This is a genomic window from Geodermatophilus africanus, assembly GCF_900107105.1.
GTDB classification, from domain to species: Bacteria; Actinomycetota; Actinomycetes; order Mycobacteriales; family Geodermatophilaceae; genus Geodermatophilus; species Geodermatophilus africanus.
Map to the genome: position 1 here is coordinate 42,296 of NZ_FNOT01000015.1, position 14,385 is coordinate 56,680.

General features: G+C 76.6%; 11 protein-coding genes. 3 read left to right on the plus strand and 8 right to left on the minus strand.

Going from position 1 to position 14,385, the window contains the following annotated elements:
• Positions 1-77: 77 nt before the first annotated feature.
• From BLW63_RS20980 to BLW63_RS21010, 7 genes are all read right to left on the minus strand, one after another.
• On the minus strand, positions 78-1,229 hold the full coding sequence (locus BLW63_RS20980) for an N-acetylmuramoyl-L-alanine amidase (protein ID WP_244522618.1): 1,152 nt from the start codon (positions 1,227-1,229) through the stop codon (positions 78-80).
• A 163-nt stretch (positions 1,230-1,392) separates the two neighbouring features.
• Entirely contained in the window at positions 1,393-1,719 is a 327-nt protein-coding gene (gene trxA, locus BLW63_RS20985; RefSeq protein ID WP_012951035.1) for a thioredoxin, read from the minus strand.
• A 120-nt stretch (positions 1,720-1,839) separates the two neighbouring features.
• On the minus strand, positions 1,840-2,859 hold the full coding sequence (gene trxB, locus BLW63_RS20990; RefSeq protein WP_244522619.1) for a thioredoxin-disulfide reductase: 1,020 nt from the start codon (positions 2,857-2,859) through the stop codon (positions 1,840-1,842).
• Positions 2,860-3,013: 154 nt separating this feature from the next.
• Positions 3,014-4,642 carry a protein kinase family protein gene (locus BLW63_RS20995; RefSeq protein WP_091158344.1) on the minus strand — a complete coding sequence of 543 codons (1,629 nt, stop codon included), beginning with the start codon at positions 4,640-4,642 and terminating at the stop codon, positions 3,014-3,016.
• A gap of 68 nt (positions 4,643-4,710) precedes the next feature.
• Positions 4,711-6,777, minus strand: a complete 2,067-nt coding sequence (gene murJ, locus BLW63_RS21000; protein WP_091158348.1) for a murein biosynthesis integral membrane protein MurJ — start codon at positions 6,775-6,777, stop codon at positions 4,711-4,713.
• The gene (locus tag BLW63_RS21005; RefSeq protein ID WP_091158350.1) at positions 6,774-9,125 is read right to left on the minus strand and encodes a DUF6049 family protein; all 2,352 of its coding nucleotides are present in this window, start codon (positions 9,123-9,125) and stop codon (positions 6,774-6,776) included. The genes murJ and BLW63_RS21005 overlap by 4 nt, the downstream gene beginning before the upstream one ends.
• A 73-nt stretch (positions 9,126-9,198) precedes the next feature.
• Complete coding sequence (locus tag BLW63_RS21010) at positions 9,199-9,675, minus strand: NUDIX hydrolase (RefSeq protein ID WP_091158352.1); 477 nt, start codon at positions 9,673-9,675, stop codon at positions 9,199-9,201.
• 84 nt (positions 9,676-9,759) lie between these two features.
• Here BLW63_RS21010 and BLW63_RS21015 point away from each other — a divergent pair, with 84 nt between their 5' ends.
• Both BLW63_RS21015 and BLW63_RS21020 read left to right on the plus strand, forming a co-directional pair.
• Complete coding sequence (locus tag BLW63_RS21015) at positions 9,760-11,220, plus strand: CCA tRNA nucleotidyltransferase (RefSeq protein WP_091158354.1); 1,461 nt, start codon at positions 9,760-9,762, stop codon at positions 11,218-11,220.
• Between the two features lie 41 nt (positions 11,221-11,261).
• A complete protein-coding gene (locus tag BLW63_RS21020) occupies positions 11,262-12,242 on the plus strand; it encodes a peptidase (protein ID WP_091158357.1) in 981 nt (326 codons plus the stop codon).
• A 12-nt stretch (positions 12,243-12,254) separates the two neighbouring features.
• Here the strand turns inward: BLW63_RS21020 and BLW63_RS21025 are convergent, their stop codons facing one another.
• Positions 12,255-13,502 (minus strand): MFS transporter, encoded by a 1,248-nt coding sequence (locus BLW63_RS21025; RefSeq protein ID WP_091158360.1) that lies wholly within the window; start codon positions 13,500-13,502, stop codon positions 12,255-12,257.
• 118 nt (positions 13,503-13,620) lie between these two features.
• Here BLW63_RS21025 and BLW63_RS21030 point away from each other — a divergent pair, with 118 nt between their 5' ends.
• Positions 13,621-14,280: a YqgE/AlgH family protein gene (locus BLW63_RS21030; RefSeq protein WP_244522620.1), complete on the plus strand. Its 660-nt coding sequence runs from the start codon at positions 13,621-13,623 to the stop codon at positions 14,278-14,280.
• The last annotated feature ends 105 nt before the right edge of the window (positions 14,281-14,385 follow it).

A 14,385-nucleotide genomic window follows, 5' to 3' on the forward strand; every position in this document is an offset into this window, starting at 1 on the left:
CCGGCGAGATCGCCGATCCCACACGTCTGGAGGGCCTGGACCGTGCGAGATCGCCGATCTCGCCGGCCACGAACCCCTCAGCGCTTCGCAGGCAGGATGAAGGTGCCGGTCGGCGGGTCGGCCTCGGCGGGCAGGAACAGCCGCTGGACGGCGGCCAGGACGGCGCTGGCGACCGTGCTGCGCAGCCGCGCGTCGAGCAGCAGCAGCCGGTCGACCGGGTGGGACAGGTAGCCGACGTCGAGCCGGACGGCGGGCATCCGGCTCATCCGCAGCAGGTCCCAGGTCTTCGGGTGCGAGCCGAGGTCCAGCATGCCGGTGCGCGCGACGACCTCCCGGCGCACCAGGTTGGCGAACTGCTCGCCCACGGTGGACGAGGCGCCCGAGCCGGTGCCGTAGTAGTAGCTGGCCACCCCGCGGGCGTGCTCGGAGCTGTGGGCGTCGGTGTGCAGCGAGAGGAACAGGTCGGCGCGGGCGTCGTTGGCGAACGCCGTCCGCTCCGCCGGCGAGGGGTCCTGGTCGCGGCCGCGGGTCAGGTAGACGGTGGCGCCGGCCGCGGCGAGCCGGCCCTCGATGCGCGAGGCGAGGTCGAGCACCAGGTCGGCCTCGGTGGTCTCCCCGACGGTGTTGCCGGTGTCGGTGCCGCCGTGGCCGGGGTCGACGACGATCCGCCGTCGGATGAGGTGCGGGCCGCTCTCCACGAAGCTGGCGCTCTGCCGCAGCAGCTGCGGCCGCCCGCCGGTGACCTTGCGGCCGAGCTGGCGCAGCGCCCGGAGGGTGGCCGGCCCGCAGGTGCCGTCCGAGGTCAGCCCGTAGTCACGCTGGAAGGCCCGCAGCCCGACCTCGGTCTCGGGGCCGAAGACGCCGTCGACCGGGCCGGCGTCGTAGCCGAGCTCGTGCAGCCGGTCCTGCAGGTTGGTGACGTCGTCCCCGCGCATGGCGCGGACCGGGTCGTGGTGCAGCAGCCGGTCACCGAGCGACCAGCGCGCCTCGGACAGGGCGCGGTACGTCTCCTCGCCGACGCGGCCGTCGACGGTCAGCCCGCGCACCTGCTGGAAGTGGCGGACGGCGAGCTCGGTGGCCGGGTCGTAGACCGCCTGGTCCAGCGACGCCTCCTCTGCGGCGCCGGCCGCCGGCAGGAGGGTAAGAGCGCGCAGCGCGGCGTGCACGTCGGCCACGGCGGGGCCACGGTCGCCCGGCCCCAGGGGCTGCATGCTGTCGTCGGTTGCCATCGTGGGTCGATTGTGGTCCCCGGGCGGCGCCGCGGCCCGACGGGGGCCCACACGCGCGAGGGCCTCCTCCGCCACCGGCGGAGGAGGCCCTGGTGACCGGTTGGAACGGCCTCCCTGCAGGGTCCCGCCCCGAGCCCGCGAAGGGGGGAGGGCGGTCCTCCCGTTACAGGTAGTCCGCGAGGTCGGAGAGGATCGCGCCCTTCGGCTTGGCGCCGATGATGCTCTTCACCGGCTTGCCGCCCTGGAACACCGTCATGGTCGGGATCGACATGACCTGGTAGTCGCGCGCGATCTGCGGGTTCTCATCGATGTTGAGCTTGGCGATCGTCAGCTTGTCGGCGTGCTCGGCGGCGATCTCCTCGAGGACCGGGGCGACCATCTTGCACGGCCCGCACCACTCGGCCCAGAAGTCGACGAGGACGGGCTTGTCGCTGCCCAGGACGTCATCGGCGAAGGTCGCGTCGGTGACCGTCACGGTGTTACCTGCCATGGGTCGTTCTCCCTCTCGGTCTGCTGGTACCCGTCGGCTCCAACCGGACGGGAGGTCGGTGTATGCCCCGGACCGGGCGCGGCCCCCTGCAGGGTCCCGCCGCGGGCCGGGGGGCGCCTCTCAGCGCTCGCCGAAGGCGGCGGCCAGCCAGCGCTCGGCGTCGATCGCCGCCGCGGCGCCGGTGCCGGCCGAGGTGATGGCCTGGCGGTAGATGTGGTCGACGACGTCGCCGCAGGCGAAGACGCCCTCGATGTTGGTCCGCGTGCTGGGGTGCTCGACCTGGACGTACCCCTCGTCGTCGAGCTTGAGCTGGCCGGCGAAGAGCTCGCTGCGGGGGTCGTGGCCGATCGCGACGAACACCCCGGAGACCGGCAGCTCCTCGGTCGCGCCGGTGCCGACGTCGGTCAGCCGGACACCCGAGACGGTCTGGTCGCCGAGCACGTCGGTGACCTGCTTGCCCAGCGCCCAGCGGATCTTCTCGTTCTCCTGTGCGCGCTGCTGCATGATCTTGGAGGCGCGCAGCTCCTCCCGCCGGTGGACGACGGTCACGGTCTTGGCGAACCGGGTGAGGAACGTCGCCTCCTCCATCGCCGAGTCGCCCCCGCCGACCACGACGATGTCCTGGTCGCGGAAGAAGAAGCCGTCACAGGTGGCACAGGCCGAGACGCCGCGGCCGAGCAACCGGGCCTCGTTGTCCAGGCCGAGGTACCGGTACTTCGAGCCGGTGGCGACGATGACCGCGTGGGCGCGGTGCACCTCGTCGCCGACCGTGACGATCTTCGGCTCGGCGGTGAGGTCGACCTCGGTGACGTCGCGGGCGACCAGCTCGGCGCCGAAGCGCTCGGCCTGGGTGCGCATGTCGTCCATGAGCTGCGGGCCCTGGACACCCTCGGCGAAGCCGGGGAAGTTCTCGACCTCGGTGGTGGTCATCAGCGCGCCGCCGAACTGCGAGCCCTCGAACACCAGGGGGTGCAGGTTCGCGCGGGCGGCGTAGATGGCGGCGGTGTACCCGGCCGGACCCGACCCGATGATGATCAGGTCACGGACGCCGTCCTGCTCGGCGGGCGGGATCGCGGGCTCCACGTGCTCCGCCGTCACGGCGGGGCCGGGGGTCGGGTGGTTCGTCGTCACGCGCGGCACAACGGAGATCGTAGGGGCTGCATTCCCAGGTCCACGGCCCCGCAGGGGGTGTCAGCCGCCACCGCCGGCCCCGTTCAGAGCACCGCCCCGAGCTTGCGAGGGGTGCGGAGAACGGGTCCTTCTCCGAGGCGTGGGGAGAAGGGTGGTCCCTACTTCAGCCCGCCGGCGTGAGGGTGACCTCGGCGACCTCGGCGGAGAAGCCGCCGTCCGACGGCGCCAGCCCGGTCAGCCACAGCAGCACGTAGCGGGTGGTGACCGGCTCGTCGAAGGAGAGGTCGGCCGCGTCGCCGAGCTCGCCGTCGGCGACCACCTCGTAGGAGTCGAGGTCGCCCTCGGCCTCGTCGCCGACCCGGACCTCGACGGTCGCGCCGGCGGTGCCGGTGACGCCGAGGCCGGTCAGGGCCTGCTCGGAGCCGAGGTCGTAGAGGACGCCGATGCCGTCCTTGAGGTTGCCGAACGCCGCCGACCCCCGGTAGGTCACCGTCGACCAGGCGGTGGACGGGTCGCCGTCGAAGGACAGCGGCACGTCGTCGGGGTTGTCCGGGTCCCCGTCGCCGAACGGGTCGTACACGCTCGCGCCGGAGATGGTCAGCGCGGGGGTGTCGTCGGGCTCGGCCGTCCCCCCCGCGGGCGGCGCGCTGGACGACGGCGTGCTGGGGACGGGTGACTGGTCGCCGGTGACGTCGTCGGGCGAGATCACGTTGCCCAGGTAGACCGCGAGCGCGATCACGACGGCCAGCGCGGCCAGCGGCAGCCCGACGACGAGCAGCCGCCGCCGTCGCTCCTGCGCGGGGGCGTGGTCGCGGGCGTGGACCGCGCCGTCGCGGTCGTCGTCCCGGTCGGCCGACAGCGGCAGCAGGTCGTCCTCGTCGTCCTCGTGCCGGCGGGCGGGGACCGGCGGCAGGCCGCGGGCGTCCAGCGGCGGGGAGGCGGTGCCGGAGGCGTCGCGGGTCGGCGCGGGGTCGACCGCGACGTCGTCCCGGGCGCCGGCCGAGCGCTCCTCCTCGCGGCGCTCGCGCAACCGGCGCAGCCACCCGCTGTCGGACTCGTCCGGGGCGCGCTGCGGGTCGGCGGTGTGCCCGGTGCGCGGGCGCTCGGCCAGCAGGGCGGCCATCGCGGCGACGCTCGACAGGCCGGCGCCGGGCTCGGTGGACCGGGCGCGGCGCACCAGCGCGGCGAGGTCCGGGGGCATCCCCGCCGTCCGCCCGGCCGGTGCGGTGCCGGGGCGCCGGCCGGTGAGGCAGTACTCGAGCAGCTCGCCGAGGGCGGCGACGTCGCCCTGGACGCTGCCGCTGGCGGCCGGCACGGACCGCAGCCCGACCAGGCCGTTGGGCCGCAGGACGACGGTCTCCGGGGTGAGCCCGCCGACGGCGAGTCCCACCCGGTGGGCCGCGGCGACGCCCTCGGCGAGCCGGCGCAGCACGGTGCGCGCCTCGCGCTCGGGCATCGGACCCTCGGCCAGCCGCTCGGCGAGGGTGCGGCCCTCGATCCACTCGTTGACGACGTAGGCCGCGCCGCCGGGTGCCGCCCCCTCGCTGCCCTCGGCGGCGTCGTAGACCATGGCCAGGGCGGGTGTGGCCAGCCCGCCGGCGGTGAGCGCGCGGGTGATCCACTCGCGGGCGGCCGGGCCGCCGGGGGTGTGCACCCGGATGGCGACGTCGCGGTTGAGGATCCGGTCCTTGGCCCGCCAGCAGTGGATGACGCCGGTGGCGGTGGTCTCGGTGGGGCCGACCTCGTCGAGCGGGCGGTACCGGTCGGGGAGACCGATGGCTGTGGACGTCATCGGTGCGTCCGGCCCCCTGTCCCCTCCGTGCCGGCGGCTGGGTTGCCCCGGCGGCGGCGCCACGCCGCTCACCTGCGCCCCAGCCGGGCCCGGACGGCGGCCAGGGGCTCCTGGACCTCGGGGACGCGGGCGAGCACGAACCCGATCAGGGTCGCGACGCCGATGACCACGGTACCGAGCAGCACGGTGCCGAGCGAGCCTGCCACCGACGGTCCCAGTGCGCCGTCGGCCAGGGACACCGCCAGCCAGCCCAGCAGGCCGGCGACGACCGCGACCAGGGTGACGCGCAGCACGGGGACCAGCGTGGCGCGGTTCTCCAGCGTCCCGAGCCGGCGGTGCAGCACGGCGTGCCCGATCAGCCAGCCGGCCACGTACGTGACGCTGGTGACCAGCATCAGCCCGGCCACCACCCGCTCGGGCGGGACGACGACCGGCACGAGCAGCAGCAGCGACACGCGGACGGTGACCATCCCCACCTGGATCAGCGTGGGGGTGCGCGAGTCCTTCATGGCGTAGAAGACCCGCAGCTGCAGCAGGGTCACCGCCATCGGGAGCAGCCCGAACGCGCCCACGGCGAGCGCGAGGCCGATGGCGCGGGCATCGTCGGCGCCGGTGTTGCCGCGGGCGAAGACGACGACAGCCAGCGTGGGGCCGAGCACGGTCAGCGCGGCGCTGAGCGGCAGCAGGCCGAGGGCCGACAGCCGCGTGCCGAGGGAGAGGTCGCGCACCACACCGGGGACGTCGGCGCGCGCGGCGGCCCGGCTCAGGCGCGGGACCAGCGCGGTCAGCAGCGCGACACCGATGATCCCGTAGGGCATCTGGAACAGCAGGCTGGCGTTGGCGAACCCGATCGAGCCGAGCCCGCCGGCGCGCCCGGCGGCGTTGGCGATGCGGGTGGCCACCACGACGCCGACCTGGCTGGCCGCCACGTAGCCGATCACCCAGAGGCCGAGCCTGGCCGCCTCGCCCAGCCCGGTGTCGCGGAGCCCCCAGCGGGGACGCAGCGGGACGCCGGCCCGGCGCAGCAGCGGCAGCAGCACCAAGGCCTGGACGGCGATGCCCAGCGTGGTGCCGGCACCGAGGAGCCACACCTGGCCGTCAGTGATGGTCACCGGCGTGAGCTGACCGGGGCCGGTGGCGGCGAGGAACAGCAGCCCGGTGGCGATGACGACGACGTTGTTGAGCACCGGCGCCCAGGCCGGCGGGCCGAACACCCCGCGGGAGTTGAGGATCGCCTGCGCCAGGGCGCCGAGGCCGTAGAAGACGATCTCCACGAGCAGGATGCGGGCCAGCCAGGTCGCCAGCCGGTACTGGTCGGGGTCCTCGTCGAGGCCGTACAGCGCGGTCAGCAGGGGCGCGGCCAGGATCGCGAGTCCGGTGACCAGGACCAGCCCGGCGGTCGCGACGGTGGCCAGCCGCTGGGCGTAGGCGGTCCCGTCGTCGTCGTCCCGCTCCTGGGCCCGCACGAGCAGCGGGACGACGACCGAGGTGAGCACCCCGCCCAGCAGCAGCTCGTAGACGATGTTGGGCAGCGTGTTGGACGTGTTGTAGGCGTCGCCGACCAGGCCGACGCCCAGCGCCGCGGTGAGCACCATGGTCCGCAGCAGTCCGGTGATGCGGGAGACGAGCGTGGCCACGGCCATCGTGCCGGCGGCGCGCAGGATGCCGCCGCTGGCGCCCGGCCGGCCCTCGCGGGCCTCGACCTCCTCGTCGGTCTCGTCGACGCGGCGCGGCACCGCCGGCAGCACCGGGATGAGCTGGGTGTCGTCGGGCCCGGGGACCCACCGGGAGGCGCGCCGCGGCGGCGGCACCGGCGGCAGGTCGCGGACGCGCGGTGCCGGCGGCGGGACCGGCGGCAGCGGCCGCCCCCCGGGCGGCGCCTTGGGGTACGGCGGCGGGGGCAGCGGCAGCGCCGGCGGGGTCCGCGGACCGCCCACCGGCGGCGGCTCCCCGCGGCCGTCGCCCGGGGCCCGGGTGCGGTCGGCGGGGCGGGGCGGCGCGGCGGGCGGCGGCGGGACGGGGGGCAGCGGCCGACGGGGCTGCTCCCCCGCGCCGCGATCGCCCCGGGGCCGGCGCTCGGCGGCCCCGTCCGCGGGGCTGCGGTGCTCCTCGTGCGAGCTCGTGACCTCGCTCACACCGGACTCCGCGTGGGCGGCAGCGGGACGGCCGCGCCCTCGGGGGCCGGGCCGGGCAGGTCGCCGTCCTCGTCGCCGGGGACGCCGCGGCGGCGGCGCAGCACGAAGCGCACCAGCCGGCGCAGGAAGAGCAGTCCGAGCAGCGCCGCGGCGCCGATCGTGATGACCACCGAGATGGTGCCGTACGCGGTGCTCTGCACCTGCAGCTGCACCGGGTCGCCCAGCGGGGCGCCGTCCGGGGTGACGAGCGTGGCCGCGACGCCGAAGCGGCCGGACTGCCGCACCTGCGCCGGGACCTGCAGCGTCGTTCGCTGCTCGGGGCCGAGCACCTGGTCGCCGAGGTCGCCCACCGACAGCGCGTTGCCGCGGCTCTGCACCCGCAGCTGCACGCGGAGGGCGAAGGGCAGCTCGTTGCTGACGGTGAGCACGAGCGGGGAGTCGCTGGAGGCCAGGCTGTAGATGCCGGCGGCCGGGGCGAGCAGCGTGACCCGCTCGAGCAACCGCCGGACCGTCGTCCGCAGGTCCGCGGCGGCCGAGAGGAAGGCGGCGGGATCGTCCCGCCACGCGGCGGAGGTGGTGCGGGCGACCGCGGCGTCCCAGGGCGCGAGCACCGCGTCCGCGTTCCCGACGACCGCGCCGGCGAGCTGGTCGCGGACGCGCACCGCTTCGGCGACGTCGGCCAGCCCGGCGGCCTCGAGGCCACCTGGGTCCTCCGGGGCGGCCAGCTCGCCGGTGTCGGCGACCGGGCCGTCGCCGAGCTGGGCCACCGACAGCGGCCGCAGCCCCGGCAGTGTCGCGGCGGCGGCCATCACCGCGCTGACCGTGGCCGGGTCGGGGTCGACCTCGCGCGGCGGGGCCACGAGCAGGGTCTGCCCGGTGGCGGCGTCGCCCGGCTGGAGCGTCTGCAGCACCAGCTCGGCGACCGAGCGCTGCTCGGCGGCGCGGGGTCCGCCGGCGACCGGCGCCCCGCCCGCCAGGCCGCTGAGTGCGGGATCGGCGACCAGGGCGTCGACCGCGCCGTCCCCGGCGGGCACCGTCGTCCGGGCGACGGCCGGGCCCTCGAGGCCGAGTGCGGCCGCGCCGTCGATGAGCCCGCCGGGGGCCAGGACGACCTCCTCGACGCCGCCGTCCCGGAGGACGTCGAGCGTCTCCGGGCGCAGCGCGCCGCCGACGGCCCAGGCGAGGTCGGTGCGGGCTTCCACGCCCAGCACCTCCCGGAGGATGTCCGCGCCGGCGGTCCCGTCGGCCTCGGTCTCGGCCGGCGCGCCGGTCGGTGGCGCGGCGGGCGCGTCGGGGTCGTCCTGTGCCGTCCCCTCGGCACTGCCGGGGAGGCTGCGGCTGACGACCGCGGAGAGGCCCGCGCCGGTGAGGGAGTCGGCGTCGACGTCGCCGTAGGGCAGCGCGACCACCGGGTGGTCGGCGGCCACGGCGCGCAGCCGGGTGAGCCAGGCGGCGGCCTCGTCGCTGCCGGAGCCGGCGTCCTCCTCCCCGCCGACGGGATACGGGCCGTCGGCCATGACCTGCAGCTCCTCGACGAGCGCGGGGTCCACGGCCAGGGTCACCGGCACCACCGGCGCCGGCTCGCCGCCCTCGGGCGGGGCGGTCTCGGGGAGCCGCTCCACGGTAGCCAGTGCCCGGTCCAGCCGGCCGCCGGCCGCCACCTCGTCGGTCAGCCGGTCGTCGACGAAGGTGCCGGAGGCGTCGCGGTGGGTGCGCTCGACCAACGGCCAGAGCCAGGCGACGCCGGTCGGCGTCGCGGGCACCGCCGGCGGCTGCACGAGGTAGGTGGTCAGCTCCCCGACCCGGCGGCGCTCCCCGTCGGCGCCGATGCCGTTGAGGTTGAGCAGCACCGGGTGGACGCCGTCCCGGTCGATCGCCAGCGCGTCGCTGGTCGTGGTGAGGCTGAAGGGGACGGCCCCGCCCGGGGGCAGCTCAGCGGTCACGTCCTGGAACGGCGTGGTGGCGACGGCGACCGGGTCGGGGTCGCCGTCGACGGCCTGCAGCTCGCCGCGCGTGTCCAACGGCTCGCCGCGCTGCAGCCGCACGTCGAGGTCGGTGAGCGTCTCCGTGCCGGTGTTGGTCAGCTCGCCCTCGATGGTGACCGTCGCGCCCGGCACCAGCGTGCGGGGGTCCAGGCGGGTGAGCCGGACGCCGACCGGGCGCTCGTCGGAGGTCGCTTCGGTCGTGGCGGGTTCCCGGGGCGCGGCGGCCGCGGCCGGCGCCAGCGTGACGAGCGGGGCGGTGAGCACGCCGGCCAGCGCGGCGGCGACCGTCGTCCCCCGGGCGGTGCGGCCGGGGCCCCGGGCGGCGGACCGGCCGCCGGTGCGCCCGGCAGCCGGCCGGCTCACCGCAGCTCCTCGCCGGTCGTCGCCACCGCGACCCGGTCGGCTGCTGTGCCCCCCGGTGCGCTCGCGAGCTGGCTCACGCGCTGTCGGCGAGGAGGGCGGGGGCCCGCTCGACCAGCGCCCGCTCGTCGGCGTAGGCCAGCCGGGTGCTGAGCTCGTCGAGCGGCACCCAGGCGACCTCGGTCACCTCGATGTCGGCGTCGGACAGGGCTCCGCCGATGGCGCGCAGCAGGAAGTGGTGCACCGTCTTGTGCACACGGCGGCCGTCGGCGACGAACCAGAAGTCGATGATGCCCAGCGGGGCGACGACCTCGCCGATGATCCCCGTCTCCTCGGCGACCTCCCGGACGGCGGTGTCCTCCGGGGTCTCGCCCTCCTCGATGTGACCCTTGGGCAGGGACCAGAGCAGCCGGCCGCGTCGGTCGGTGCGGCCGATGAGGGCGGCGCGCGGCCCCGTGACGGGGTCGTCGGCCACCACCAGGCCCCCGGCGGAGGTCTCGTCGACCCGCCGCAAGCGGCGGCCGGGGCGCCCGCGCCCGCCCGTCCCAGCCATGCCAGGAGGGTAGCGCGCGCCACGGCAGTACCCTGGATCGTCGTGTCCGGTGAGCCTTCCCCTCCGACGGCGGCTGCTGCCCCCGTGCCGCCCGCCGTCCAGGAGACGGTGCGCGAGCTGGTCGACCTCTCCCCCGTGCTGACCCGGCTCGGGGAGCGCTTCACCGCCGCCGGGTTCGAGGTGCACCTCGTCGGGGGCTCGGTCCGCGACGCGCTGCTGTCCGCGGGCTCCGGGGGTGGGCGGGGAGCCGGCACGGTGCCCGGCGACCTCGACGTCACCACCGACGCCCGGCCCGAGCAGGTGCTGCAGCTGCTCCGCGGGTTCGCCAGTTCCACGTGGAACACCGGCATCGCCTTCGGGACGGTGGGGGCCGAGGTGGGCGGCGTCCGGCTGGAGATCACCACCTTCCGCGCCGACCGCTACGACCGGGAGTCGCGGAACCCGGAGGTGGCGTGGGGCGACTCGCTCGTCGACGACCTCGCCCGTCGCGACTTCACCGTGAACGCGATGGCGGTCTCCCTGGGGCCCGACCGCACCGTCACCGACCCCTACGGAGGCCTGGGTGACCTGCTGGCCGGTCGGCTGCGGACGCCGGGCACGGCGGTCGAGTCCTTCGCCGACGACCCGCTGCGGATGCTCCGCGCGGTCCGGTTCGTCTCCCAGCTGGGCTTGACGCCGGTCGACGAGGTGGTCGAGGCGATGACCTCGCTGGCGCCCGAGCTGGGCCGCATCACCCCGGAGCGGGTCCAGGTGGAGCTGTCGAAGACGCTGCTGCAGCACTCCCCCCGGGCGGCGCTGGAGCTGTTCGTCGCCACGGGCCTGGCCGACGTCGTCCTGCCGGAGCTCTCCGCGCTGCGCATGGAGATCGACGAGCACCACCAGCACAAGGACGTCTACAGCCACTCGCTGACGGTGCTCGACCGGGCGATCGCCCTGGAGGAGGCCGACCCGGACCACGAGTCGCCCGACCTCGTGCTGCGGCTGGCCGCGCTGCTGCACGACATCGGCAAGCCGGCCACCCGCCGGCACGAGCCGCGCGGCCGGGTCTCCTTCCACCACCACGAGGTGGTCGGCGCGAAGCTGGTCCGCAAGCGGCTGCAGGCGCTCCGGTACTCCAAGGAGGTCGTGGAGGCGGTCGCCCGGCTGACCGTCCTGCACCTGCGCTTCCACGGCTACGGCCGCGGCGAGTGGACCGACTCGGCCGTCCGCCGCTACGTCACCGACGCCGGGGACCTGCTGCTCCGGCTGCACAAGCTGGTGCGCTCGGACTGCACGACCCGCAACCGGCGCCGGGCGGCCGCACTGGCGGCGACGTACGACTCGCTGGAGCAGCGGATCGCCGAGCTGTCGGCGGCCGAGGACCTCGCGCGGGTGCGCCCGGACCTCGACGGCAAGGCGATCATGGCGATCCTGGGGATCGGGGAGGGCCCCGACGTCGGCGCGGCGTGGCGGTTCCTCAAGGACCTGCGGCTCGAGCGCGGCCCGCTCGACCCCGACGCGGCCGAGGCCGAGCTGCGCGCCTGGTGGGCCACCCGCCACGGCTGACCCGGCTACAGCCCGGGCCGCCGGCTGCCGACAGGAGACACGTGCGCGACGAGGACGGCCCGGAGCCGCGGTCGGGGCTGCCCACCTCGCCGAGCGGACGCACGCCGCAGTGGGTGGTGGACGAGGCACTCGGCCTGCCGGTCCGGCCGGTCCCCTGGCGTGCCGCGGAGCCGCCCCCGCGCCGGCGCCGCGGCTCGGGCCTGCTTGGCCTGCTCGCCGTCCTGCTGGTCGTCGGCGGCTCGCTGGGGGCCGCCCTCCTCACCGGGACCGTGCAGTGGCCGTGGGACCGCGTCGTCGCGGCCGACCCCGCACCGGGCGCGGGCGTCCCGGTGGCGGCCGCCCCGTCGGACCGCCCCACCCCCGGCGTCGACGCGAGCGGCTCGCCGCGGGGGGTCCCGCAGCCCGTCCCCGAGGGTGGCGGACCGCACGCGTTCTCGCTGCTGCAGGCCGACGGGACGACGCCGGTGGCCTACGACCCGTGCCGCGTCGTCCGCTACGTCGTCCGGCCCGACGAGTCCCCCACTGGCGGGGAGGAGATGGTGCACGCGGCCGTCGCCCGGCTCGGCCGGGCGACCGGCCTGGTGTTCGTGTACGACGGCCCGACCGACGAGGTGCCGTCCCTGGAGCGGGCGGCGTACCAGCCCGACCGCTACGGCGACCGCTGGGCCCCGGTCCTGGTCAGCTGGCGGACGGCGGCCGAGGCGCCGGGGCTCGCGGGCGACACCGTCGGCGAGGCCGGCAGCCTGGCGGTGTCGCTGGGCGAGGGCGCCCGGGTCTACGTCACCGGCACGGTGACCCTCGACGCCGAGCAGTTCCCCGAGATCCTCGCGCAGCCCGGCGGCGCGGCCACGGCCTCGGGTGTCGTGCTGCACGAGCTGGCCCACCTGGTGGGCCTCGACCACGTGGACGACGACTCCCAGCTGCTCTACCCGGAGACCGTGCCCGGCGTCACCGACTACGCCGCCGGGGACCTCGCGGGCCTGGCCCGCCTCGGCCAGGGACCCTGCGTCCCGGAGCTCTAGGCCCCCGGCCGGTCAGCGCCGCAGCAGGGCGCGAGCGGCGTAGAGGGCCGTGAGGACGTAGGCCGTGCCGACGGCGACCACGGCGGGCGGGGAGACGCCGTCGGCCGGCAGCAGGAACGCCGCGGCCAGCAGCGCGACGACGTAGCCGACGTTGACGAGCACGTCGTAGACCGAGAACACCCGGCCGCGGACGTCGTCGTCCACCGCCTGCTGCAGGGTCGCGTCGACGCAGATCTTCACGCCCTGACCCAGGAACCCGAGCACCGCGCCGGCCAGCACCACCGTGACCGGCAGGAAGGGCAGCGCGAGTGCGGTCAGCAGCACGCCCCCGAGCGCCAGCAGCAGGGTCACCCACCGCGCCGTCCCGAGCCGGCGCACCGCCCCGGGGGTGACCGCGGCGGCCAGCAGCGTGCCGACCGCGCCGGCGGCCACCGCCGTCCCCACGCCCAGCAGCCCCGCCCCGGGCGGTGCGGTGGCGCGGGAGAACAGCAGCGTCATCAGTGTCAGCACGCCGAAGCAGAGCCGGTGCACGGTGATGACGGCCAGCGCGGGGACCGCCGGTGGGCGGGCCCGCACGTGGCGCACGCCGGCGACCAGGCCGACGAGCACCTGGCGGGCGGACGAGTCCGCGGTCCCGTCCGGGCCGAGCGCGCCCGGGGGGAACCCGGCGGCGGCCGCCGCGGCGAGCAGGTAGGGCCCGGCCGCGCCGAGGGTCAGCAGCGCGTACCCGGCGTCACCGGCGATGCCGGCGACCTGCTGCACCGCGACCGCGGCCGCCCCGCCGACCACCGTGGCCACCGCGCCCGACGTCGTGGACAGCGCGTTGGCCGGCACCAGGTCCACCGTCGTGTGCGGCAGGGCCGCCGACAGCGCCGACAGCACGAAGCGGGCGACGGAGAACAGCGCCAGCCCGGCGAGCAGGAACGGCAGACCGGTCGACCCGCCCGCCACGAGCAGTGCCAGGACGCCGACCAGCGCCGCGCGCAGCAGGTCGGCGTGCACCAGCACCTGCCGCCGGCGCCACCGGTCCAGCCAGACGCCGGCGAAGGGCCCCACCAGCGAGTACGGCAGGAGCAGGACGGCGAACGCGGCGGCGACCGCGACCGGGTCGGTGGCCCGCTGCGGGTTGAACAGGACGGTCCCGGCGAGGGTGGCCTGCAGCACGCCGTCCCCGAACTGGGCGGACAGCCGGGTGGCCAGCAGCCGTCGGAAGTCGGGGCGGGCCAGCAGCGAGCGCACGGTCGTCCCCGCCTGCCGCACCCGGTCACCCTACGATGGCCTCCCCTCCCCTCAGGGTGGACGACGGGCCGAAAGACCCTTCCCCGCGGGGAGAGTTCCGCCCGCCGGTCGGCGTTCCCGTGGGGCACACTGGAGAGCGATGACTCCCCCGTCCTCGCCCGATCCCGAGTCGGGGCCGCCGGCCCGGCCCGCGACGGGCCGACGCCGTCCGGACCCGGTCCCGGCGCTCTCGACGGGCACCCTGGACGACGTCCGCCCCGGCTCGCTGCTCGTGGCGATGCCGGGGCTCACCGACCCCACCTTCGCCGGCACGGTCGTGTTCGTGCTCGACCACAACGACAGCGGCACGCTGGGCGTCGTGCTGGGCCGGCCGAGCCAGGTGGAGATCGGCGACGTGCTGCCCGGCTGGTGCGACCTCGCCGTCGACCCCGGCGTGTTCCACGTCGGCGGCCCGTGCGAGACGGACACGGCGCTGTGCCTCGCCGTCTGCACCACCCCGAGCGGGGACTGCGGCCTGCGGCCGGTGGCCGGCGACGTGCACCTGGTCGACCTGGACGCCGACCCCGACGAGCTGGTCGGCCGGGTGCGGGGCCTGCGGGTGTTCGCCGGCTACGCGGGCTGGTCGCCGGGCCAGCTGGCCGCCGAGGTCGCCGAGGGCGCCTGGGCCTGCGTGCCGGGCCGCCCGGACGACGTGCTCAGCGAGCTGGCCGGCCCGGAGCTGTGGCGCCGGGTGATGGGCCGCCAGACCGGGCCGCTGGCGGTGCTGTCGACGGCACCGGCCGACCCGACCGTGAACTGACCGGCGCGTCGGTGGGTGCGGGGACGCCCCGCGTCTGGTAGGAACGTGCCCGGAGGGGGCGGTCTGGGGAAGAGGCCGCCCCCTCCCCTCATGTCCCGGATCCTG